This window comes from Hyalangium minutum (assembly GCF_000737315.1).
In the GTDB taxonomy this organism is placed as follows: Bacteria; Myxococcota; Myxococcia; order Myxococcales; family Myxococcaceae; genus Hyalangium; species Hyalangium minutum.
In genome coordinates this window covers 1,127,202-1,150,754 of record NZ_JMCB01000003.1, presented here as the reverse complement: position 1 = coordinate 1,150,754, position 23,553 = coordinate 1,127,202, and the positions used below count along the sequence as shown (strand labels likewise).

General features: G+C 68.3%; 18 protein-coding genes. 11 read left to right on the top strand and 7 right to left on the bottom strand.

The features are described 5' to 3' along the window. The first annotated feature begins 1 nt into the window (after window position 1). The 3 genes from DB31_RS11235 (at window position 2) to DB31_RS11225 (ending at window position 5,691) form a co-directional block, all read left to right on the top strand. A complete protein-coding gene (locus DB31_RS11235; RefSeq protein ID WP_044186027.1) occupies window positions 2–1,144 on the top strand; it encodes an AI-2E family transporter in 1,143 nt (380 codons plus the stop codon). Window positions 1,145–1,216: 72 nt separating this feature from the next. Continuing rightward, the gene (locus DB31_RS11230; protein WP_083968129.1) at window positions 1,217–2,833 is read left to right on the top strand and encodes a hypothetical protein; all 1,617 of its coding nucleotides are present in this window, start codon (window positions 1,217–1,219) and stop codon (window positions 2,831–2,833) included. A gap of 107 nt (window positions 2,834–2,940) precedes the next feature. Beyond that, window positions 2,941–5,691 (top strand): M16 family metallopeptidase, encoded by a 2,751-nt coding sequence (locus DB31_RS11225; protein ID WP_044186025.1) that lies wholly within the window; start codon window positions 2,941–2,943, stop codon window positions 5,689–5,691. A 9-nt stretch (window positions 5,692–5,700) separates the two neighbouring features. On the opposite strand, the gene DB31_RS11220 is transcribed toward DB31_RS11225, so the two are convergent. Together DB31_RS11220 and DB31_RS11215 are read right to left on the bottom strand one after the other, a co-directional pair. Continuing rightward, a complete protein-coding gene (locus DB31_RS11220) occupies window positions 5,701–7,284 on the bottom strand; it encodes an ATP-binding protein (protein ID WP_052419876.1) in 1,584 nt (527 codons plus the stop codon). Further along, a complete protein-coding gene (locus tag DB31_RS11215; protein ID WP_052419875.1) occupies window positions 7,281–7,652 on the bottom strand; it encodes a DUF7793 family protein in 372 nt (123 codons plus the stop codon). The genes DB31_RS11220 and DB31_RS11215 overlap by 4 nt, the downstream gene beginning before the upstream one ends. Before the next feature lie 189 nt (window positions 7,653–7,841). Between DB31_RS11215 and DB31_RS11210 the strand changes: the two genes are divergently transcribed. The 3 genes from DB31_RS11210 to DB31_RS11200 are packed head-to-tail and all read left to right on the top strand — an operon-like array spanning window position 7,842 to window position 10,850. Then, window positions 7,842–8,726, top strand: a complete 885-nt coding sequence (locus DB31_RS11210; RefSeq protein WP_044186023.1) for an aminotransferase class IV — start codon at window positions 7,842–7,844, stop codon at window positions 8,724–8,726. Further along, complete coding sequence (pabB, locus tag DB31_RS11205; protein ID WP_052419874.1) at window positions 8,723–10,225, top strand: aminodeoxychorismate synthase component I; 1,503 nt, start codon at window positions 8,723–8,725, stop codon at window positions 10,223–10,225. The genes DB31_RS11210 and pabB overlap by 4 nt, the downstream gene beginning before the upstream one ends. Next, on the top strand, window positions 10,215–10,850 hold the full coding sequence (locus DB31_RS11200) for an anthranilate synthase component II (RefSeq protein ID WP_044186327.1): 636 nt from the start codon (window positions 10,215–10,217) through the stop codon (window positions 10,848–10,850). The genes pabB and DB31_RS11200 overlap by 11 nt, the downstream gene beginning before the upstream one ends. On the opposite strand, the gene DB31_RS44705 is transcribed toward DB31_RS11200, so the two are convergent. Together DB31_RS44705 and DB31_RS11190 are read right to left on the bottom strand one after the other, a co-directional pair. Continuing rightward, window positions 10,801–12,828 carry an ATP-binding protein gene (locus DB31_RS44705; RefSeq protein ID WP_052419873.1) on the bottom strand — a complete coding sequence of 676 codons (2,028 nt, stop codon included), beginning with the start codon at window positions 12,826–12,828 and terminating at the stop codon, window positions 10,801–10,803. The two genes, DB31_RS11200 and DB31_RS44705, sit on opposite strands and share 50 nt — an antisense overlap. 80 nt (window positions 12,829–12,908) lie before the next feature. Then, window positions 12,909–15,197, bottom strand: coding sequence for an ATP-binding protein (locus DB31_RS11190; protein WP_169787032.1), 2,289 nt, complete (start codon window positions 15,195–15,197; stop codon window positions 12,909–12,911). 141 nt (window positions 15,198–15,338) lie between these two features. Between DB31_RS11190 and rnhA the strand changes: the two genes are divergently transcribed. Both rnhA and DB31_RS11180 read left to right on the top strand, forming a co-directional pair. Further along, a complete protein-coding gene (rnhA, locus tag DB31_RS11185) occupies window positions 15,339–15,806 on the top strand; it encodes a ribonuclease HI (RefSeq protein ID WP_044186022.1) in 468 nt (155 codons plus the stop codon). Window positions 15,807–15,817: 11 nt separating this feature from the next. Beyond that, window positions 15,818–16,474, top strand: a complete 657-nt coding sequence (locus DB31_RS11180; RefSeq protein WP_044186021.1) for a class I SAM-dependent methyltransferase — start codon at window positions 15,818–15,820, stop codon at window positions 16,472–16,474. A gap of 7 nt (window positions 16,475–16,481) precedes the next feature. On the opposite strand, the gene DB31_RS11175 is transcribed toward DB31_RS11180, so the two are convergent. Together DB31_RS11175 and DB31_RS11170 are read right to left on the bottom strand one after the other, a co-directional pair. Beyond that, on the bottom strand, window positions 16,482–18,068 hold the full coding sequence (locus DB31_RS11175; protein WP_044186020.1) for a hypothetical protein: 1,587 nt from the start codon (window positions 18,066–18,068) through the stop codon (window positions 16,482–16,484). 2 nt (window positions 18,069–18,070) lie between these two features. Beyond that, the gene (locus DB31_RS11170) at window positions 18,071–19,678 is read right to left on the bottom strand and encodes a PDZ domain-containing protein (protein WP_157231917.1); all 1,608 of its coding nucleotides are present in this window, start codon (window positions 19,676–19,678) and stop codon (window positions 18,071–18,073) included. Between the two features lie 158 nt (window positions 19,679–19,836). On the opposite strand from DB31_RS11170, the gene DB31_RS11165 reads away from it, so the two are divergent. Next, complete coding sequence (locus tag DB31_RS11165; RefSeq protein ID WP_240486631.1) at window positions 19,837–20,775, top strand: MBL fold metallo-hydrolase; 939 nt, start codon at window positions 19,837–19,839, stop codon at window positions 20,773–20,775. Window positions 20,776–20,802: 27 nt separating this feature from the next. On the opposite strand, the gene DB31_RS11160 is transcribed toward DB31_RS11165, so the two are convergent. After that, window positions 20,803–21,585, bottom strand: coding sequence for a M15 family metallopeptidase (locus tag DB31_RS11160; RefSeq protein ID WP_063769205.1), 783 nt, complete (start codon window positions 21,583–21,585; stop codon window positions 20,803–20,805). Window positions 21,586–21,678: 93 nt separating this feature from the next. On the opposite strand from DB31_RS11160, the gene DB31_RS11155 reads away from it, so the two are divergent. Both DB31_RS11155 and DB31_RS11150 read left to right on the top strand, forming a co-directional pair. Next, the gene (locus tag DB31_RS11155; protein ID WP_052419872.1) at window positions 21,679–22,215 is read left to right on the top strand and encodes a glycine cleavage system transcriptional repressor; all 537 of its coding nucleotides are present in this window, start codon (window positions 21,679–21,681) and stop codon (window positions 22,213–22,215) included. Window positions 22,216–22,373: 158 nt separating this feature from the next. Next, entirely contained in the window at window positions 22,374–23,552 is a 1,179-nt protein-coding gene (locus DB31_RS11150) for a Kelch repeat-containing protein (RefSeq protein WP_052419871.1), read from the top strand. Window position 23,553 lies beyond the last annotated feature (1 nt).

Genomic DNA, 23,553 nt, shown 5'->3' with positions numbered 1-23,553 from the left:
TGTGGCGGCGGCGGACTCGAAGCGGTGGTCCAACTGTGTCTTTGCGGGGCTCTTTGCCCTGGCAATCGTTCTCTTCTCTCGCATCTTGCTGCCGTTCGTGATGCCGGTGCTGCTCGGCGGCTTTTTGGTCGTCCTCTTCTTTCCGATCCAGAACTTCCTCTGTCGGCAGCTCAAGGGACGCACCCCGCTGTGCGCCACCTTGTCCACCGTGGCCGTCTTCCTCCTCATCCTGCTGCCGCTGGCCGGGGTGGGGTGGCTGGTGGGGCGGGAGCTGCTCCAACTCGCCACCAACCTGCCCAACGTGCTCGAGCGGACGGATCTGCGCCAGGAGTTCATCGCCAACCTGCCGTCCGGCCTGAGCCGCTACGTGCGCTCGGAGACGGTGGGCTCGGAGCTGGAGAAGGCGCTCGTGTCCGGCGCCACCGCCAGCGCCACCCTGCTGCGCCACGCCGTGGGGCTTGGCTCCGAGTTCGTCATCAACCTGTTCCTGATGACGGTGTCCATGTACTACTTCTTCCTGGATGGCCGCCGCCTCTACGCCGAGGCCATCCGCCTCGTCCCGCTCGACAAGCGCTACCTCGAGGGCTTCTCCCGGGACTTCGTCGACGTCGCCTACGCCATCGTCTACGGCAACACCGTCACCGCCATCGTTCAGGGCGCGGTGGGCCTGGTGGGGATGATGATCATCGGCGTGCCCCACGCGGGGGTGTGGGGCGCCGCCATGGTGATCGCCGCACTGGTACCGGTGGTGGGGACCGGCCTCGTCTGGCTGCCCATCAGCATCCTGCTCGCGCTGTCGGGAAGGGTGGGTGATGGGCTCTTCCTGGCGGGGTGGGGCGCGCTGGTGGTGGGCACCATCGACAACTTCATCCGCCCGCGGCTGTGCGGCTCGCGCATGGCGCTGCACCCGCTGCTCGTCTTCCTCTCTATGTTCGGCGGGGTGGCCGTGTTCGGGATGATGGGGATGCTGGTGGGGCCGCTGATCGCCTCGCTCTTCATGGCCATGGTCCGCATCTACCGCCGCGACTTCCTGGGCATCACCCAGCCGGCGCTGCCGCCGCCGCCCGCCGAGCCGCCCCCGTCCGCGGCCCCCTCCGTCCTGGAGATCCAACCCTCTCTCTCCGCGTCCTCCGCGGAGACGTGATGCGGCTGGTTGTGGACATCGAGTGCGGGCTGGGTGAACCTCCCAGCCCGGATGAGGTCCTTGGGACGATGGATGAGTCGGTGGGGCGCGCTGTTGGCCCTGGCCCTGGTGCTGGCCTCGCAGGTGGCGGAGGCCCAGAAGGCGGCCAAGCCGCGCGTGGTGGTCCTCGACTTCGAGGGTGACCGCCGCGGCGCGGTGCGCACGCAGCTGGAGAACGCGCTCAAGAAGAACAAGCAGATCCAGCTCGTCACGCTCAAGCAGTACACGGGCGCCGCCGCCAAGTCCGGGCTGAAGGGCGCCGCCGCCCGCTCCACCGAGGGGGTGGCCCAGGTGGCCCCCGGGCTTCAGCTGGACGCGGTGGTGACGGGCAATGTGGGGAAGACCTTGACCCTGCAGATCCTGGGCGTCAACGGCCAGGAGCAGTTCACCAAGAGCGTGAAGCTCCAGAAGGGCAAGCTCCCCGCGAGCGAGGTGCGCAGGCTGGCTGCGAGCATCGTCGCCACGGCCGCGAAGCCTCCGCCTCCGGTGGCGCCTCCCGCCGAGCCTCCGCCCGCTCAGCCTGCCACGCCCGAGCCTCCGCCCGCGGCGACCCCGCCGGCCGCCACTCCGCCTCCCGCGACTGCGGCCACTCCGCCTCCAGAGGCCGCGAAGCCTCCACCCGTGGCGACGAAGCCCCCGGCCGAGACGGCCCCGCCGGCCCAGCCTCCTCCGGCCGCGTCTGCCGAGGCCTCCACCGCTCCGAAGCCGCCCGCCGAGCCGCTGGAGATCCCCAAGTCGCTGGATGACGAGTCTCACACCTCCACGAATGCGTTCGACGAGTACGCCACCCGCCAGGAGCTGGAGGCGAAGGATCGGCACCGGCACCCGCCGATGATCCAGGTGTTCCTCGGGGGCAACACGACGTGGCGCCAGTACTGCGCGCGTCCCGGCGTCAGCTCCTGCGGCGAGTTCGACAAGAAGCCCGTGGAGGAGCAGTCCGGCGACACGATCGACTTCAAGTCCGGGGTCCCGTACCTGGGGCTGGTGGGCCAGGTCGAGGTGCTGCCGCTGGCGCGCTCGGAGAAGCCGTGGCGCGGGCTGGGGCTGCTGGCGGGCTACCAGCGGGGCTACTCGGAGACGCGGGTGAAGGTGACGACGGACACGGGCGAGACGCCGACGCGCAGCGTGGTGGCCACCGACTCGGTCATCACCGCGATGCTCATGTACCGCTACTACATCAACATGGGCACCGAGTCCCGGCCGCGCCTGGCCTACGCGGGCTTCCGCGGCGGCATGCTCAGCCGCGAGTTCGAGGTGGATCGGGATGCCCGGGCGCCACTCACAGGCTCGCACCGGCTGCACCCGGCGGTGGGCTTGGACTTCTCCGTGCCGCTGCGCCACTGGCTGAAGGTGGAGGGCGGGGGGCAGTTCTTCCTCAGCCCCAAGGCGGGCACCAGCCTCACGGCGGACGAGGGCGAGTTGGAGCTGGAGGTGAGGGATCTGGGCGCCGAGGTGTCCAGCTTCGGCTGGTACGGCGAACTGGGCGTGGCGGGCGAGCTCTGGGGCCCGCTGGGGTACTCGGTGCGCGCCCGGTACACCACGGTGAAGGACACCTTCACGGGTGATGGCGCGCGGTTCGGCTGGGAGTCCGGAGGCGTGGCCACCGAGCAGCACATCGACGTGCGCTGGGGCCTGACCGCGTCGTTCTGAGCCAGCAACGGCGCGGCCCAGGCCTGGCGGCTGGGGCCGGTTTTTGAGCACAAGGGGCCAAGGGGGGGCTTGTCGGGCGCGCACGGGGTATGGAAAGAGGCGCCCCCATGCCTGCTCCTCTCCTGAACGCTTGGCGTCGTTCGCGCCCTCATGCCTCCGTGGGGTTGCTCCTCGGGTGCGCGCTGGTGCTGTCCGCGTGCGCCACCATGCTGCCGGATCGGGGCCAGGTGGTGATGCGCGACGTGAGCTTCCCGCTGCGCGACTTCCGCCTGCCCTCGGGGCTGCGGGTGGTGGTGGAGGAGGATCGGCGCTCGCCGGTGGTGGCGGTGGTGGCCGTGGTGGGCGTGGGCGGCTCGAATGATCCGGCGGGCAAGGAGGGCTTGGCGCACGTGGTGGAACACCTGGCGTTCCGGGCTCGGCATGAGGGGAGTCCCTCGGTGTGGACGCGGCTGGAGCAGGTAGGCGCGGGCCACTTCAACGCCTTCACCAGCCTGGATCACACCGCCTACGAGACGCTGGTGCCGAAGGAGGCCTTGCCCGCGTTCTTGAAGCTCGAGGGGCAGCGGCTGTCCTCGCCGCTGGCGGGCGTCACCGAGCAGGTGTTCGCGGTGGAGCGCGAGGTGGTGCGCAACGAGCTGCGCGAGCGCAACGAGACGGGCTTCATCGGCCAGGTCTTCCACTGGGTGCAGGAGACGTCATTCCCGGCGGGGCACCCCTACGCGCGGCCGGTGGTGGGTAGCCACGAGTCGCTCACGTCGCTCTCGCTGGCGGACGCGCAGCGCTTCGTGCGCAAGAACTACGTGCCGGAGAACGTGACGCTGGTCATCACCGGCGACGTGGACCTGGTGGCCATGGAGGCGCTGCTGAAGGAGAGCCTTCCCGAGGCGTGGCACGGCGAGGGATTGCCGCTGGCGGTGAGCCCCCGGCTGCCGCAGCCTGCTCCCGAGCCGGCCGTGGCGCCCAAGGCCGCGAAGCTGGTGACGCACGAGGCCGCTGTGCCTTCGCCCGAGCTGTACCTGACGTGGGTGCTGCCGCGGGGCTTCGACGAGGCGAGCGCGGTCCACGACTTCGTGCGCGAGAGCCTCTCCTACGAGCTGGGCCGGGCGATGTTCTCCGATGGCGACATCGCGGGCGTGGTCACGGAGCTCATTCCCGGCACGCGCGCATCGTTGCTGCTGGTGCGCGTGCCGCTCAACACGGGGGCCCACCCGCAGACCTCGGCCGAGAAGGTGCTGGATCAGGTGTACCGGGTGTGGGAGCCGGGAGGGGCAGGGGATGTGCTGGGGCGGCAGCTGGCCTTCCAGCGGATGCAGCGCACCGTCGTCATCGGCATGGCGCTGGAGAGCGAGGACTTGCTGGCGCGCGCGGTGCGCCGGGCGGAGCTGACGCATTTCTCGCTGGATGCCCGAGCCTATGGCCGGGCCCAGGCGGCACTGGCCGCGCTCGATGGCGCCAAGATCACCGACTTCGCCTACCGGTGGCTGCAGCGCGACCGGGCGCGGATCCTCCTGGTGAAGCCAGGGGAGAGCGGAGTCCCTGCGCTGAGCTCCACTACGGGCCTGCCTCCGGATGACGCGGTGGTGACGGGGCCGCAGGGGCCGCTGCCTGCGGCACTCACGAACACCGCGCCCATCACCTCGCTGCGCCTGGACAACGGGCTGGAGGTGGTGCTGGCGCCTCGGCAGGGGCTGCCGCTGGTGAGCGTGGGCGTGGCGCTGGGGGGCGGAGAGGTGAGCGGCAAGCCGGGTGTGGCGGAGCTGGTCGAGTGGGTCGCCTTCCGCCGCTCTGAATTCCAGGGACAGCCGGGCGACTATGGCCTGCGCAGCTCGCGCCGGCTCTACCGGGACCACCTGCGCTACGGCATGGCGGGCGCGGCGGGCAACGTGGGCAACATGCTGGCGATCCTCGGCGAGCAGCTGTCCAGCATGGGCACCGAGTTCGAGGTCATCCGCATCTTCAACGAGAACGTGCTGCCCTGGCGCAAGGCGGTGGACGCGTACCCCGAGGCGAAGGCCTCCCGAGCCATGCTGCACGCGCTCTATGGCGAGCACCCGTACGGCCGCACGGTGCTGGCCGAGGATCTGGAGAAAGTGTCGCAGTCCGAGGTGGAGGGCTGGATCTCCCAGGTACACCGCCCGGCCAACGGGGTGGTGGTGATCGCCGGTGAGTTCGATCCTCAGCAGGTAATGCCGCTGGTGCACCAGTACCTGGGCGGCTGGGGAGGGAAGGGCGTGCCGGTGGAAGCTCCGCCGCTTTCGCCGCTGGCGAAGGGGACCGGGAAGCCGCAGGTACTCATTACGCCGCGGCCTGGGGCCACGCAGGGGCACGTGCAGCTGGCCTGCCGGCTGCCGGAGGCGACGCCCGAAGCAGCGGCGCGCTACGCGGTGATGGCGGAGGTGCTCAAGGCGCGCATGTTCCACCAGGTCCGCGAGCAGATGGGGGCCACGTACGGCTTCCACACGCAGGTGTCGATGGCGCGCGGCGGGGCGGCCCACCTGCTGATGGAGGGCGTGGTGGAGGCCTCACAGATCGAGGCCTCGATGTCGGCGGCGCGCGGGGCGCTGGCGGCATATGGCCAGGGAGGCGTCCCGGGGGCCGAGGTGGAGAGCGCTCGCAGCCGGCTCCTGGCTTCGCAGGCCGTGTTCCTGACGACGTCCGGGGACTGGGTGTACGCGCTCCTGAACGCGCGGGTGCTGGGCTGGGACGCGGAGGCTGTCACGCGGAGGCCCGCGCTGCTCCAGGCCGTTACTCCGGCGGATCTTCAGAAGGAGTTCGCCGCCTGCTCGGAGCGGCTCGTGGTGGGCGTCACGGGCGACGAGGGGGCCGCACGCACGGCGGTACAGGCTGCGTTTCCGTGAGACGGGCGCTCACGAGTCGAGGATCTCCCGCACCCGCCTCAACAGGACGTCGGGAGTGATCGGCTTCGCCATGAAGTCGACGAGGGACTCCACGACGCCGTGACGCAGGGAGATGTCCTCGGTGTAGCCGGACATGTAGAGGACCTTCAGCCCCGGGCACGAGGCGCGGAGCTGCTCGGCCAGCACCCGGCCGCTCATCTGGGGCATCACGACATCGGTCACCAGGAGCGAGATGGAGCTCGCGTATTGCCGGAAGAGCTCCAGGGCCTCCCCGGGCCTGGCGGCGACGAGCACCTCGTAGCCCTTGTTTCGGAGGATGCGCTCCGCGAGGTGGCGCACCTGATCGTCGTCCTCGGTGAGGAGGATGGTCTCGGTGCCACCCAGGCGCTCGCGGGAGAGTGAGTTCGGGTCCTCGGTCTGGGCCGTCCCCTGATAGCGCGGCAGATCAATCTCGAACGAAGCCCCCTTGCCTGGCTCGCTCTGGACGTGGACCGTCCCACTGCTCTGCTTCACGATGCCGAAGACGGTCGACAGGCCCAGGCCCGTGCCGGCCCCAGGGCCCTTGGTGGTGAAGAAGGGCTCGAAGATGCGGGCCATCGTGGCCGCGTCCATGCCCACGCCCGTGTCCCGGGTGCACAGCCGCACGCAGGGGCCCGCGGAGGACTCCAGGCGTGACGGGCGCGCACCATCCGGCCCCACGTTGGCGGTGCAGAGTGTCAGCGTGCCCCCCTGGGGCATGGCGTCCCGGGAATTCACCGCGAGGTTCATGATCACCTGGACGAACTGTCCGGGATCCACCCGCACGAGGCCCAGCTGTGGCTCCAGCTCCAGCTTCAGCTCGATGTCCTCGCCGATCAGCCGGTGGAGCAGGCCCGTGGTGTTCGTGATCAGCTCGTTCAGGTTGACGGCCTTCAGCTCCATGACCTGGCGGCGGCTGAAGGCCAGCAGCTGGCGCGTGAGCTCGCTGGCGCGCATGCCCGCGCGGCGGATCTGCTCGAGATCCTCCCGCATGGGGTCAGGGGTGGGCAGTTCCTCCAGCAGGCTCACGGTGTAGCTGATGATCACCGACAAGAGGTTGTTGAAGTCGTGGGCAATGCCTCCGGAGAGCTTGCCCATGGCCTCCATTTTCGAGGCCTGGCTCAGCTGGGCCTCGCTCTCGAGGAGGGCCTTCTCGGTGCGGATGCGCTCCGCGATCTCGTGCCGGAGCTGCGCGTTGGCCATCGAGAGCTCCAGCGTGCGGGACTCGACCCGGCGCTCCAGCTCCTGCTCGATGGCGTTGCGCTGCAGGTGATAGGCGGCCAGCTCTTCGGAGAGCATGTTCACGCAGCCGATCACCGCGTCGAGGACACTCCCGTCTCCCCGAAGCTGGGGACGCTTGCTGAAGTCCAGGGCCGCGATTCCGAACAGGGCATCCGCGACCTCCTGGAGGGCGGCATCGGACGATGGGGGACTGCCCTCGGGGCTCTGGGCCAGGGCTTCGAGTCCCGCGAGCACGGACGCCACCCGTGCCGGGTCATAGTCGTCCGCGGGGGCGGCCGCGGAGAGTTCCCGGATGAGCTGCTGCGCGGCTTGGAGCGCGGGAGCACCCTTCATCGCAGGAAGGTCTTGAGCCAGGCGAGGGCCTCGGCCTCGGAGGTGAACAGACGGGTGGGAAAGAGGGGCTTGTTCAAGCCCATGAAGAAGTTGCCAATGGCCCGGGTCAGCGGAGAGCTGACGATCAGCGCCGCGGCGGACTCCACCTGAGCGGTCTCGGGGCCCGCGAAGTACACCCGAGCGGCGCGGTCCATCGCTCTGAGCGCGGTCATGTCGACGAGGACGGGGCGCTGGATCCCTTCACACAGGCCTGCGATCGCTCGCACGGCCTCTCGAGCATCCTCCAGCCCGATCTCGATGCCCGGCTTCATCTTCGCGCGGATGATCCCATCGCCATCGCGCCAGATGCTCTGACTGCGAACCTCCACCGGGGCTTCCACATGGCACCTCTGGGCTTAGGGCTCGGGAGTGTCAGGAAGTTTGCACGAGGGTCTTCGAGCCAGCGAAAGGATCGGACGGGGCCCAAGGTCCTTTTTTCGGACAATGTGTTCTGTTTAAGGTGTTTCCCGACGGGGTATGGCCGCCGGGTGGGACCGGAGGTGGGCCCTGGGAGCGCCATGGGACTGACGGAAGGCTGTGTGTACGTGAACGGGGCCTTTGTCCCTCCGGCCCAGGCCACCGTGCCCGCGTTCGACCACGGCTACCTGTACGGCGATGGCCTCTTCGAGACCCTGCGCACCTATGGAGGCGAGCCCTTCCGGCTGGAGGAGCACCTGGCGCGGCTGGAGGCGGGGCTCGCGGAGCTGGCCATCCACGGGGCTCCCCCGGCGCAGGCGCTGCGAGACCTGGTGCGGGAGACGTTCGCCCGTTCGCGGCTGCCCGAGGCCTATCTCCGCATCACGGTGACTCGGGGCGTCGGCACCCGAGGCCTGGATCCCATGGGCTGTGACACGCCCACCGTGCTCATCGCGGCGCTGCCGCTGCGGACCTATCCCGAGTCCCTCTACACGGATGGCATCGCTGCCACGGTGTTGTGGGCCCGGCCAACGCAGGTTCATCCTCCGCCCACGCTCAAGTCGACGAGCTACCAGCACACGGTGGTGGCGCGGCTGGAGCTCTCGCGTCGAGGTGTGCAGGAGGGCTTCTTCGTCGACGGGGCAGGCCATGTCACCGAGGGAACGGTCTCCAACGTGTTCGCCGTGGTGGGCGGGGCCCTGCTGACGTCACCGCGTGATGTCTGCCTGCCGGGCATTACCCGGGCGGAGGTGCTCTCGATCGCCCAGTCCTCCGGCTTGCGGGTTCAAGAGGTGCCGCTTCCTGTCCGCACGCTCACCGATGCAGAGGAGGTCTTTGCCACCAGCTCGTTGGCGGAGCTGTTACCGGTGGTTTGCGTCGATCAGTCCCGGATCGGCACGGGCAAGCCGGGGCCTGTGTACCAGCGCCTGCACAGCCTCTATCGCCAGCGCCTGCCACGAGCGGCCCAGCTCGGTGAGCCGGCATGAGCTCGACGGTTCCGCTCCATCGCAGCCTGCGGGTGCAGCGGCTCGCTGCGGCGGTCGTTCCATACGAGGCGCTGCCCCGGTTCTTCGATCAGAAGTACCTCTGCCTCTTGGAGAGCCCAGGCCGGGCTTCCTCACAGGGGCGTTACTCATTCCTGTGCGTCAACCCGTTCTGGGTGTTCCAGGTTCAGGGCACCACGTGCTGGGCCGGGCCTCCGGGGGCGCTGCGCCCGTTGCCTGGGGAGCCCTCCGAGGAGCTGAAGGCGCTCCTGGCGCGCTACCGCTCCGCCTCGCCGCGCGAGGTCTCGGGATTGCCTCCGTTCCTCGGGGGCGCGGTGGGCTACCTCGGCTACGAGCTGCTCCACGCGCTCGAGTCCATCCCCGCTCCGGGCGCGCCCAACCTGGGGCTGCCGGACGCATACCTGCTGTTCTGTGGTGCCGTGCTGGCCACGGACCATGTGGAGGGCACGAGCTGGGTGCTCGCCAACGGGTTCGCGGACAGCCCCGCCGAGGCCTCCCAGCGAGCCGACGCGGAGCTGGCGGACATGCTGCGGCGTCTGGCCTCGCCGCCTCCATCTTCGTCCCGGCCCAGCGCGAGCGAATACATCCAACGGCGCAAGGCCCGGTTGGCCCAGAGGCCCCGGCTCCTGGAGCCACACCTCGCGGAGTGCGGCATCCGTCCGTTCATGCCTCGGGCCCGCTATCTGGAGGCCATTCGCCGGTCGCTGGAGCACATCGCCGCCGGGGAGCTCTTCGAGATCTGCCTGACGCAGCGCTTTGATGCTGAGCACACAGGGCCGGGAGAGGCCCTCTATGGGGTGCTGCGCGCGGTCCACGAAGCGCCGCTGGCTGCCTACCTGCGGTTCCCCGAGGGAGAGCTCCTCTCCGCCTCGCCCGAGCGCTTCCTCAGCCTGGATCGCGAGCGCTGGGCGGAGACGCGCCCCATCAAGGGCACACGGCCTCGCGGCGCCACGCCCGCGGAGGATGCCACGCTCCGCCAGAGCCTGGAGACGAGCGAGAAGGATCGCGCCGAGAACCTGATGATCGTCGATCTCGCCCGGAACGATCTGGGCCGTGTCTGCGAGTTCGGCACCGTCCGCGTCCCGCGCCTCTGCGAGGTGGAGACGTACCCGATGACGCACCAGCTCGTCTCCACGGTGCGAGGGCGGCTGCGGCCGGGGCTCGATGCGGTGGACCTGCTGCGCGCGGCGTTCCCGGGAGGCTCCATGACGGGAGCGCCGAAGATAGAGGCCATGAAGGTCATCTCCCGGCTGGAGCCCTCGCGGCGAGGCGTGTACTCGGGGAGCATCGGCTACTTCGACTTCGACGGAGGCATGGACCTCAACATCGTCATCCGCACGGTGGTCAAGCAGGGCGAACGCGTCACCTTCCACACCGGGGGCGCCATCGTCGCGGACTCCGTGCCCGAGGAGGAGTACCAGGAGACGCTCGACAAGGCGCATGGCCTCGTGCTGGCCCTGGAGCTTGCCCATGAGCGCTGAGTCCGCCCCGCGCATCGTCCTCATCGATAACTACGACTCGTTTGTCTACAACCTGTACCAGGCCATGGGCGAGCTGACGGGCGTCGAGGCCCACGTGGTGCGCAACGATCGGACGAGCGTCGAGGCCATCGCCGCTGAGCGGCCCACGCACCTCATCCTCTCGCCGGGGCCCGGCAACCCGGAGGAGCCGGCGTGGTTCGGCATCTGTCGCGAGGTCATCCTCACGCTGGGGCCTCGGATTCCGCTGCTCGGCGTGTGCCTGGGGCACCAGGGAATCGCCACGGCCTTCGGAGGCCGGGTGGTGCGAGCGCCCAAGGTGATGCACGGCAAGACGAGCCTCATCCGTCACGAAGGCGAGGGCCTCTTTCACGGGCTGGAGAACCCGCTGGAGGCCATGCGCTACCACTCGCTGATGATCGATCCGGAGACGCTGCCCGCCGCGCTCCGGGTGACAGCGCGCAGCGACGAGGGGCTCATCATGGCCGTGGCGCACCGTGAGCACCCCATCGTGGGCGTCCAGTTCCACCCGGAGTCCATCGGCACGCGCAGCGGCATGCGGCTGCTGCACAACTTCCTCAAGGGGACGGGGCAGGGGAGTGCGGCAGGCGCGGCAGGCGCACCGTGAACTCCGTGCCGGAGGACGCATCCGAGTGCACGGAGATGGTGCCTTCGTGCGCCTCCACGAGCTGCTTCACGATGTAGAGCCCGAGCCCCACGCTGCGGCCCGTCTTGTCCTCTTGGGAGGTGGCGCGCTGCATCGGCTCGAAGAGGCGGGGGAGCCATTCGGCGCTGATGGGCGTGCCCTGGTTGTGCACGGACAGCTCCACGTGCTCTCCCAGGGAGCTCAGCTGGACCTGGACCTCTGAGTCTGCGGGGCTGTACTTGAGGGCGTTCTGGACGAGATTGGTGACCACCTGCACCAGCCGATCTCCATCCCACTGGCCCGTCGTCTCTCCCGTGGCCGTGAAGCTGAGCTTGCGGCGCGGGAAGGCCTGGCGTGCCTCCTCCAGAACCTGGGCCACCACCTCGCGGGCCTCCACGGCCCGGCGGTGTACGGGGATGCCGCCTCCGAGCCGAGCCTGGGTGAAGTCCAGCAGATCGACGATCATCCGGCTGGCGCGCTCGGCCGAGGACTGGATGCGCGTCATCATCTTCAACACGCGCTCATCCAGCCCTCCCTGGCGCACGGCTGCGGCGGACTGCATGAGGATGGCGGACAGCGGGTTCTTCAGGTCATGGCTGACGATGCCGACGAGCTTTTGCTCGAAGTCCGCGCGCCGCTGCTCCTCCTCCCTCTGGAGCACCAGCTGGGTGATGTCGTGGTTGATGCCCACGAGCCGCACCACCTGGCCCTGGGCGTCCCGCAGCGCCCGTCCTCGTGACAGCACCCAGCGCACGCGGCCGCCCTCGAGCAGGACGCGGTACTTCTCGTCATACTCATTCGACGTGGCTGAGAGGCGCAGGGCCTGGAACCACGCCTGGAGCCTGGGCCGGTCCTCGGGGTGGATGCGCTCGGTCACTGCCTCCGGGGTGAGGTGCAGCTCCGGGGGAAAGCCGTAGAGCGCCCGGCAAGCCGCATCCATCTCGACCTGCCCCGAGTCCAGGCCCCACGACAAGGTGCCCAGGTGGGCCGCCTCCAGCGCGAGGTGCCGCTGGGCCTCGCTCTCCTGGAGTGCTTCATAGAGCCGTGCCCGCTCCAGCGCCTCCGCGCATTGGCGCGAGAGCACGAGGAGGAAGTTGCGTTCCTCCTCATCGAAGACACGCGGCTGAGCGTAGGCGATGCTGATCCCTCCCAGGCGCTTGCCCGCGGCCCGCAGGGAGCAGGCCGCCAGCGCTGGGTAGCCCAGGTTGGAGCCCTGGAGCAGCGGATAGCGGGCGTACTTTTCCTCCAGGGTGCCGCAGGTGATCAGTGCCCCCGTACGCACGGCGTCCGTGATGGGCAGCGAGGCCGACATGGGGATGTGCTGCCCGGGGCGGACGGCTTCGGAGGAGAAGCCCGGGGTGGCGTCCACCTCCAGGGAGGCGCCATCCGCCGAGAGTAAGGCCACGAAGCCCGCCTGGGCTCCGAGTGCCTCCAAGCCCAACTGTAAGAAGACATCCAGCACCTGCCGGGAGGTCAGCGCGCGCGACAGCTCGGCGGTGATCTGCTGCAACTGCGCCGAGCGCCGCGCGGACTGCGCCACCTTGCGCCGAAGCCGTTCCCGGGTGATGGCATGGGTGATGGTGCGGCTGAGGATGGACGCGGTGACGTCGTCCTTGAAGAGGAAGTCATGGGCGCCGGCCTCGAGCATCTGGCGCGCCACGTCCGCTTGCCCCGTGCTCGTCAGCGCGATGGTGGGAGTGCTCCACCCCGGCTGGGCGCGCAAAAGCCGCAGCACCTCCAGTCCTTCCATCTGGGGCATGTGCTGATCGAGCAATACCGCGTCGAAGTTGCCGCGCCGGCAAGCCTCGAGGCCCTCTTTGCCCGTGACGGCTTCCTGGACGAGGTTCTGGTACTCGGCGTCCTGCCGCAGAAAACGGCGAAAAGCCTCCCGGTCCTCGGGGCTGTCATCAATCACGAGGATGCGCCGCTGCGGCTTCGATGAGGACGGCCCGGGGCTCATGGGGGGGCGAGGACGGTGGTGCCAAACCAGTATTCCAGCATAGCCCGGTTGACGTGCAACGGGGCTTCCACGTCCATGTCCTACGTTCTACTCAGAGTGAAGAAGAAGGTGGTGCCCTCTCCCTCGCGCGAGGACAGCCAGATCGTGCCTCCGTGGCGCTCCACCACCTTCTTGACGATGGTCAGCCCCGCGCCCGTGCCACCCCCAAACTCCGTCCGAGCGTGCAGGCGCTTGAAGATGCGGAAGATCTCTTCTTGGAACCGCTCGGGAATGCCGATGCCGTTGTCCTTCACGTAGAAGCAGAAGGGAGCACCTTGCGCCTGGGACGGGAAGCCGGGCTCTCCGGCGTCCAGATAACCCACCTCGACCGTGCGCACGGGCTTGTCGTTGTACTTGAGGGCGTTGGACAGCAGGTTGGTGAAGACCTCCGTTATCCCCACCCGATCCGCCTTGATTGTGGGCAGGGGGCGGGGGATCTCCACCGAGGTGCCTGTCTCCTTCAGGCGCAGCTCCACCTGCTCGAGCGCCTCCTGCACGGCCTCTCCCGCCGGGAACTGCTCGAGCCTGAGCGGCGCCTTGCCCAGCCGGGAGAAGTGCAGGAGCGAGTCGATGAGCGACTGCATGCGCCGGGTGAGCCGCAGCAGCGTGCTCAGCTTCTGCAACCCCTCCGGGTCCAGCTTCTCCGCGTAGTCCTCGGAGAGGAAGGTGGCGTAGTTGTAGATGCCGCGCAGCGGTTCCTTGAGATCGTGGCTGGCCACATAGGCGAAGGCGTCCAGCTCCTGGTTGCTGCGGGACAGCTCCTGATTGAGCCGTGAGAGCGCCTCGCTTCGGTGGTAGAGCGCGTCTGTCAGGGCAGTCCGCAGACGGAGAGTGCCCTCCTGCTCTCCCTTGCGCCAGGGCAGCGAGTGGCCCTCGACCGTCTCCTTCCACAGGGCAAAGGACTTCCGGGGCGTGAGCCGGTCTCCCAGGGGGCCCACCTCCACGGGCTTGCGCGGATCCCCGGCCCACTTCACGGTCTGGATCACCTCGGGCCGGAACCAGAGGATGTACTCGGCCTGGGCCCGGGAGATGGGCAGCGCCATCACTCCACAGGCGATGGCCTTGAGATCCGCCGCGGGCGGGTAGAGCTCCGGGAGCCGGTCGGTGACGAAGAGCTCGCCCTCGTGCGTGCGGCTCAGCCACGCCGCCAGCGCGCGCACCTGCGCCTCACTGGGCGTCTGCCCCAGCAGGTGGCACTCTCCTTCGGCCAGTACCGCCGCGCCCTCGCACTCCACGAACTCGCGTACGCCCGGCTGGCACTCGATCAGGGCCGTGCCGAGGTGCCCATCGCGTCCCACGGCTTGGAGGAGGCACTGGTGAACTTCGTCCATGCGCACGCGGTAGTTGGACTCCTCGTTGCGGACCTTGTCGGCCACCTGGAGCGAGATGACGCGCGCGAGGACCTCGCACGCGGTGCGCACGTCATAGGGGATCTTCCGCGGGCTGTAGTGGTGGCACGCCACCAGCCCCCAGAGCTTGTCGCCCTGGGAGATGGCCAGCGTGAGCGAGGCCCTCACACCCATGTTGATCAGGTACTCCGTGTACATCTGCGAGGCGCCGCGCAGGAAGGTGTAGCTCATGTCCAGCGGCTTGGCGGTGATCGGATTGCGCTCCGGAATCATCCAGGCGGGCTTGTACTGAGCGTCCGCCAGCATCCGCACGGTGTTGAGCAGGAACAGCGCCCGGGCCTGCGAGGGGATGTCGCTGGCCGGGTAGTGGAGATCCAGATAGGACTCCAGTCCCATGTCCTGGGCCATGTCCTCCGCGATGACGTGCCCGCTCCAGTCCTCCTGGAACTGGTACACCATCACCCGGTCATAGCCGCTCACCCGGCGGATCTCCTCCGTCACCATCTGGCAGAACTCGCGCACGGTTTGGGCGGCCTGGAAGCGCGCGAGGCTGCGCTTGAGCAGCTCGTAGAAGTCGGGGTGGCGGGGGGTGTCCGGGAGCTTGGGCTCGAACTCCAGTATGAGCAGCCCGTCATGCAGGTGGCCGATGACATGGAAGGGCCCGCTGCCGAGCACCAGGGCCGTGAAGAGGTAGACGGGATTGTCCTCCTGTGGCTCGGAGCGCAGCACGGACTGCAGGAGGCTCAGCTGCTCGGTGCCCAGGAGCGTTGCCAGGCTCTTGCCGAGCAGCAGATCAGAGGGCACGCCCAGGTACTCCAGCGCGTTGTTGCTGGCCTGGAGGATGACGTGGCTCGACCGATCCACAGCCAGAAGCAGCCCATGGGCCTGGATATGGCCGGGGATGTGGATGGGCTCCCGATCGCAGTTGGAGAGATCGATCTTCTGGCCAGGCGGCAGGGTGTTCTTGAAGGCCTCGTGCACACGCTTCCCCGTAGGAGAGACACGGTTCTTGGCAACTCCAAGCGAGCCTGGCAACGCCTGGGTTCGCTGACACGAGGAGCAAACTTGATTTGCTGGACAGTTGCTGGCCTCGGGAGGATGTAAGGTAGCCCTGGGGTGTCCATGACCTTGCCGCTGGTTCACATCTACTGCGATGGCGCCTGCTCGCCGAACCCAGGTCTGGGAGGGTGGGGCTCCATCCTCATCTCTCCGGCGCACGGCAACTTCCGCAAGGAGCTGAGCGGGTCCGAGCCGGACACCACGAACAACCGCATGGAGCTGACGGCGGCGCTGATGGCGCTGCGGGCCCTGAAGACGCCCTGCCGGGTGCAGCTCTTCACGGACTCGCAATACGTGCGCAACGCCTTCGAGGAGAAGTGGTTGGACAAGTGGCAGCGCACGGGGTGGAAGACGTCGAGCAAGCAGCCGGTGCAGAACGCGGACCTGTGGCAGGCGCTGGTGGAGCAGGCGCGGATGCATGAGGTGAGCTGGAATTGGGTGCGAGGGCACTCGGGGCATGCAGAGAACGAGCGTGCGGACGCGCTCGCGGTGGCGGCACGGCTGGCGCTGGCGGCGCAGCTGGGCTCGTAGTGGAGGAGGAGATGACTTCGAAGCATCCCCCGGATGACGTGGCCTCGGCGTATGACGCCTGGGCCGATGTGTACGACAGCCAGACCAACGCCACGCGAGACCTGGACGCGCGGATTCTCCGGGAGCTGGACCCCGCGCTGTTCCGAGGCGACGTGCTGGAGATCGGCTGTGGCACCGGGAAGAACACCGAGTGGTTGGCGGCGAGGGCGCGCAGCCTGGTGGCACTGGACGGCTCGGAGCAGATGCTGAGGCGCGCCCGCGAGCGCCCAGGCGTGCAGAGCGTCCAGTTCGTGCAGCATGACCTGCGCGAGCGCTGGCCGGTGCCCGATGCCTCTCGCGACATGATCACGTGCAACCTGGTGCTGGAGCACATCGAAGATCTGTCCGTCGTCTTCTCCGAGGCGAGGCGCGTCCTCCGGCCGGGAGGCGCCTTCTTCGTCTGCGAGCTGCACCCGTTCCGGCAACTCCAGGGCAAGCACGCCCACTTCGTGAACCCGGAGACGGGTACCGTCCAGAGCGTCCAGAGCCACCTGCACGATGTGTCGGACTTCCTGAGCGCGGCCCTGAGGGCAGGTCTCGTGCTGGCCCAGGCTCAGGACTGCCGGGACGACGGGGCTCCGAGAACAGCCCCGCCGCGCTTGCTGGCCCTGCTGTGGCGCAGCCCCTGACGGTGCTCTAGCGGCCCGCGGAAGCGGCCTGCTGGGCGATATCCTTCGCGGCCCGTGCCGCGGCTTTGGCAACGGTGGCCGGAGCGCGGCCGCGTGCGGCATCCATGGTCTTCAGCGCGTCCTTCATCTCCTGGGTCGCCGGCTCGCGGAACTCGCGCTCGAGCCGGTTGACGGTGTCCTGGAGGAGCGCTTGGCCCTCGAGCGGCAGCTCGTTGAAGGTGGTGAAGGCTCCGAAGGCGCGGTCGACATTGCCCTGGATCTCGTAGAGGCCGGAGTAGAGCTTCTGCAGTTGTTGGTCGAGATCGAGCCGGTCGATGCCGTCGGCCCACCGCTCGTAGAAGGGCCGGTCGGCGAGCGCGTCGATGGTCTCGTTGCTGATCGACTCGACGAGGACGCCCTTGTACTTGTCGATGAAGGCCTGGTGAACCTTGCGCATGAACTCGACCCAGTACGTCAGCGAGTCCTCGGCGCGGGCCTTGAAGGTGCGCGCGTTGGCCTTGAGGGCGTCGGTGGCCTGCGCGTTCTCCCAGTCTTGCATCGCCCTGACCGCGGTCTCGCGGTACTGCTTGGCCTTCTCGTAGCCGTTGTTCGCCACATAGTCGGTGGCTTCGCGGCGCACTGTCGAGAAGCTCATGATGACGCCCTTGCGGCCGCCCATCAACGCGAGCATCTCCGCTGTGCACTGATCGACGTAGGCCTGCGCGACCGGCTGCAGGGCCTTGGCCCCCTTGCCGATCAGCTTTGCCGCGCCGCCGAGCGGGCTGTAGACCATGGACAGCGCGGTGAAGACGTACGAGGCAAACACGTTGCCCGGCTTGGTGAACTCGAGGATCTTGTCCATGATCGCCGGGTCGATGCCGAGCTTCTCTCCCGCCTCTTTGATGTTCTGTCGCTGTTGCTCGACCATGTTGAGCAGCGCGTCGGCCTTCTTCGGATCGAGGCCCACCCGCTTCACCGCCTCGCGCAGCAGCTCCTTGAACTTGTCGTTGATCTGCTTCTTGAGCTGCTCGACCTTGGACGCCGCGTCGAGCGCATCGCGGACTCCGGTGGTGTGAGCAGGGATGACCTCCTCCATCATCTTGGCGATGGTCTCGCGCAGCTTGCCGGCCGCGTAGCGCTCCTTGTCGAGCAGGTCCTTCTCGGTCTGCGTGAGGTTCGACCAGTGCGTGCCGTAGATGGCCGCCTTCTCTTCGAGCAGGTTGCAGATCAGCATCTGCTCGTCATGCGTCTCGCCGATCTTCAGGCGCTCCAGTCCTTCCCAGAACTTGCGCTCCTCGGCCTGCGCGATGTCGCGGAAGGCGGTGAGGTTGGGGGGCACCGTCTTCATGCCCTCGAGCAGATTGGCGAGGCCATTGAGCATGAACTTGGAGAGCTCCTCGAGCTTGCTGCGGAAGTTGTCGGCGATCTTGCGGTCGCCTTTCTCCGCGGCGATCTCGCCGAGCGCGGTGAGGCCGTCCTCGCGGCGCTTGAGCAGCGCGGTGAGCGCGAGGCTGATGCGGTTGTAGTCCTCCTCGGAAAGCGTCGCCTCGGGGGTCGTCGGCTTGAAGAGAGCGAAGCGCTGCTCGAGTTCCTGGGCGCGAGCTTCGTAGGCCATGGTCAGATCCCCTGCAGTGTGGCGATGCGCCACGGTCCGTTGTCGATGCGCTGCAACACCCACCAGCGGCGTACGTTGACGTCGAGAAAGCCGCGGTACTCTCCGTCGAACTGGCCAATGTGCTCGATCTCCGCGTCGACCTCCTCGACGCGCGAGGCTCCGGGGAACTCGTCACCCCGGGTGACGGCCCGCGGCTCTCCGACCCAGGCGGCGCGGGCGTCCCAGACGCGTCTGGCGAAGTTGGCGCGTGAGCGCTCGAAGTCTTCGTCGGTGGGGTGCTGCATGCGGTAGCAGACCTGAGGCGTGCCATCGGGGTTGGTTCGCACCAGCCAGTCGACGAACAGCTGGCGCCACACCGCCAGGTCGCCCGCCTTGATGCAGTCAATCATGCAGGTGAGCACGGCCTGAGGAGGAGCATCGGCCGGAGGCAGCTCAGTGCGTGGCTTGAGCAGTCCCTCCTCCCCGGCGAAGGGGGAGATCTCGCCCTCGCCCTGGCGCACATCGACGAACAACGCGTGACCGATCAGCGCGGCGAGCAGCTCGATCTGCAAGCCCCAGGTGCTGCGGCCATCGACCATGACCACGCGCGGTTCGGGCAGTACACGGCCGAGCAGCGTGTACTCCTCACGAATCGTGGGGGACACCAGCTTGGTGTAGCGGCGGAGTGCGCGCAGCATGCGGATCGCGCCGAGGCTCTCCATGTCGAGGAAGTAGCGGCCCTGGCTGGAATCGCCCGCGGTGAACCAGCCGTGCCCGGCCTCGGAGATCCACTGCCGCGTCGGCAGGCGCTCGAGCACAACGCACTTGCCCGCGACGGCTTCGCGCTGACCGTGGATCGGATGCTGGGCCGGGAACGCGGGGAGGGTCTCAGCCTTCACGGAGTCGGCCGCGGCGGCCCAGGCCTGCTTCGCGATCTCGGAGACGGCGGCTGCGCGCTCCTCGTCGGCCTTGCGGTAGGCGAGCTCCGCCTCGCCGAGGGCGTAGCGCTGGCCCCGGAGACGTTCGAGCGTCGCCTGATAATCGCTGCGCACGGCTTCGGCGAAGGGGCCTGGATAGAGGCTGAGCATGCGCTCGACGCGTGGCCGCTCCTCGAGCAGCGACTTGTATTCGTAGGCAGTGGTCACGCCGACGCGGAAGCGGGCCTGGCAGAAGGTGAGGGTGACGCGCTTCTGCAGCGCCTCGAGCCAGGTCGGCCAGGCATCGTTGAAGCCGTCGCGCGCGTAGGTATCCGGACCGTTCTCCCAGATCAGCGGGCGGTTCTCGGCGGAGCGATAGCTGCGCTTAGCGCGCAGGGCGCCTTCGACTTCGATCGACTGCCAGCCCTGCGGTGGCTGCTTGCGCCGAACCGTCAAGCGCACGCGATCGTTCTCTTTGCGTTGGGCCTTCTGCCAGTGCGTGTACTCCTGGTACTGACCGATCATCAGGGCCTGCGCGGCGCCATTGGGCGGGCGGGTGATGGGCACGCCATCCACCGCTACGATGCGGTCGCCCGGTAGGAGGCCTGAGCCGCGGAAGCCGGACTCAAAGCCGAGGTTCTCGACCAACAGGCACGGTGGCGACTCGTCCCAGCAGGCCTGGGTGGTCAGTCCTGCCGTGAGCTCGTCGCTCACGAACACCTGAGTTCCTTCCATGGTCTCCCCCGGATCGACTGCTTCCAGCGTGACGGCTGGGAGCACGCGGAACCGTGACGGTGCGTCATCGCGATCCGTACGGATTGTGCCAGCATCTCCTGGGGCTTGCTATGGTGCTAGGGGTGGAACGACCTCGCTTGCAACGGCATCCCGATGGCGTCACTGCCGTCGACACGGAGTACGTGCGCCCCGGCCTCGCGGCGTCTCACATCATCGAGCACGAAGGGCGTGCCGCGTTCGTCGACACCGGCACGACGCACTCGGTGCCGCTGCTCCTCGCCGCGCTCGATGAGCTGGGGCTGGCGCGCGATGCGGTCGACTATGTGATTCTGACCCATGTGCATCTCGATCATGCCGGAGGCGCCGGGCGGCTCATGCAGGCTCTGCCTCAGGCGCGCGCCGTCCTCCACCCGCGCGGCGCCCCGCACATGATCGACCCGTCGAAGCTCATTGCCGGATCGATGGCGGTCTATGGCGAAGCCCGATACCGCGAGCTCTATGGCGAGCTCGTGCCAATTCCCTCCGAGCGTGTCGTGACGACTCAGGACGGACAGCGCCTCAGCCTGGCCGGCCGTCCACTCGAGTTCGTGCACACGCCAGGGCATGCGCTCCATCATCAGGTCATCGTCGACTTGGAGCACCGGAGCCTCTTCACGGGCGACACTTTCGGGCTGTCCTATCGCGAGCTCGACACCGAGCAGGGCGCGTTCATCGTTCCCACGACGACTCCGACGCAATTCGATCCCGAGCAACTCATCGCCTCGGTGGATCGGCTGCTCGGCTACGCGCCGCAGGCGCTGTACCTCACGCACTACAGCCGCGTCACCGACGTGCCCCGGCTCGCGGAGCTGCTGAAGCTGCAGATCCACGAGTTCGTGAAGATCGCGCGCAGTCACCGCGCCGAGGCGAACCGCTTCAATGCCATCTCCGCGGACATGCGAGCGCTGTGGCTCGAGCTGCTGCGCCGTCACGGCTGCACGCTGACCGAAGCCAGGATCGACGAGGTGCTCGGCACGGATCTCGAGCTCAACACGCAGGGGCTGATTGCCTGGCTCGACCGAGAGCGCAAGGGCTGATCAGCGCACTGCTCGAGAAGGTCGGGCTCAAGGTCCGCGAGGGGAGGGGGCACAGGCCGGGTCCAGCAGCTCGGGCCGGTACTCGAAGTGCATCGTGTCGTAGTGGTACCAGCGCCCGCCCCAGATGAAGCCCTCTGCCTCGAAGGCGTCCACGATGACCTGGGGGATCTGGTTTGCCCAGCGCACCGGCTCCTTCGGCTTCGCCCACTCCCAGTAGTGCGAGCGCTTCACGTTCACGTCGATGGACACGCCATAGGAGTGCGCGCTCTGCCGGTTCGTGTTGGCGATCTTCCGCCACACGAAGGTACCGCCCAGGTTCTGCAGGTACGGCCGCAGGGAGGGCTCCTGCTTCACAGCCGCGGCGAGCCGCTTCGCCACGCGCTCGAAGGCCGGCGCCGCCTTGCGGTTCACCTTCAGCTTCTGCCCCAGGAAGTCGATGTCCACCACGTCCACCTTTGACTCCGCGTTACCGTAGGCCGCGTGGAAGAGGGGATCGAACCGGATGCGCCCCGGGTCCTCGTTCTCTCGCGTCACCGGCTGGATGGGCCCGGGTTTGTAGGGAAGGGAGAACGTGTCCTCCAGGTCCGGCGACTCCAGCTTCTGCTCGAAGGTCTTCGGCTTGCCGTCGTCCCACGGGTACGTTGTCGCTCCCAGCTTGGCGTGCCACGCGCCGTCCACCTTCACTGGCTCCACCGGGTACCACTGGGACAGGCACGCCAGCGCGGGCGGCGGGGACTCGGCTGCTGCAACTCCCCCGAGAGAGAGGGTGAGCACCAAGAGGCCGAGGCCGTTGTTCAATGAACGACGCATGGACCTATCGTGCCACGGTGGTGGTTCGCCTGCGGCGCCAGCGACAAAGTCACCTCACCACTAGACGGCCTCTGGCCTCCCCGGAAAGTTGTTATGGTCCCGGCGATGCCACAGCTCATCGTCACCGCCGTCGGTCCCGATCGCCCTGGGCTCGTCGCCGAGCTCACCCGTCACGTTTATGACGTCGGCGCCAGCCTCGCCGACAGCCGCATGGTCAATCTGCGCGGCCACTTCGCCCTGCTGGCCCTCATCGTGGGCCCCGCCGAAGCGCTCGACTCGCTCCGGCGCAAGCTCGAGAACGAAGGCACCGGGCTGGGGCTGCACCTCGAGATGTATGAGGCGTCCGCCGCTGGCTCCCGCGCCCCCGGCAGCATCCCTTACCGGCTCAAGGTCTACAGCAACGATCAGCCCGGCATCGTCGCCCGCGTGACCGCGCTCCTCCGTCAGCACTCCGTCAATGTCGAGGAGCTGGAGACGCGGATTGAGTCGGCGCCCTTCGCGGGGACGCCGCTCTTCGTGCTCGAGGGGGTCGTCACCCTTCCTCAGGGCACGAGCGCCCGCAAGATGCGTGAGGAGTTGGCGGCACTGGCCGAGCAGATTGGCTGCGACATCGATCTCGACGCCATCTGAGGAGCAGGCCCGGCCTGCGGCTCATGGGCCCTGCTTCTCGACCCAGCACCCGTCCCATCATTTTTTTTTGCGACATCCAGCGGCGGCGCCTGTCACCGCGGCGAAGCTTGTTCAGAAGCTTCGCCGTGTCTGTCCGACACCCACCCCTGGAGGAGTCTTTGAACTCGAAGAAACACCTTTCCGCACTCCTGCTCTCACTCGCTCTGGTCTCCGCCGGCTGCCAACCGGAGGCCCTGGACGACCCCTCATCGCTCGTCCTCGCCGAGGGCGAAGCGCTCAGCGCGCAGCCCTCCGCTCCGGTGGTGCCGCTGCTCGCGGGCTGGGCCTCCGCAGGCTCCATGGCTTCCGCTCACCACGGGCCCATCATCGTCGTGTTGAACACCGGGAAGGTGCTCGTCGCGGGGGGCTCGAACAGCAGTGGCACCACCGCCATCGCCGAGCTGTACGATCCCGTCGCGGGCACCTGGTCTGTTACCGGCTCCATGCTCTCGGATCGTGGCGACGCCACGGCGACGCTGCTCTCCAATGGAAAGGTGCTCGTCGCGGGCGGCTACTCCAACGCGACCAGCAGCGATCTCTCCAGCGCGGAGCTGTATGACCCCGCCACGGGCACCTGGTCCGCCACTGGCTCCATGGCGACCACGCGTTATGCCCACACGGCGACCCTACTCACCACTGGCAAGGTGCTCATCGCGGGCGGTTATGCCGATTACGGCGGCGGCCCGCGCATTGGCGCGGAGCTGTATGACCCCGCCACCGGTACCTTCGCGGCCGCGAACCCCCTGCCCGAGGCCCGCTACGGTCACACGGCGACTCCGATCTCCAGTGGACGGGTGCTCCTCACAGGTGGCGCCTCGTTCAGCGGCTATCTTGCCAGCGCCGTGGTGTACCACCCTGGCACGAACAGCTGGGGCACGACGACCACCATGGCCGCCGCTCGCTTTGGCCACACGGCGACGTTGCTCGCCAACGGCAGGGTGCTGGTCACCGGGGGCAGCAGCAGCAGCGGCTATCTGAACGGCGCGCAGGTGTTCAACCCCATCACGAACACCTGGTCCACCACGGTGAGCATGACCGCCGCGCGCTATCGCCACGGGGCGACACTGCTCTCCAACGGCAAGGTGCTGCTCTCCGGAGGTTACACCCCCGCCAGCGGACCGCTCGCCAGCGCGGAGTTGTATGACCCCACGGCCAACACCTTCACCACCACCGTGGCGATGGGCTCGGCCCGCCACTCCCACGGGACGGCGGCGCTGTCCAATGGGAAGGTGCTCGCCGCGGGCGGCTTCAACTTCGTCACCTACTACCTCTCGAGCGCGGAGCTGTACACGCCATGAA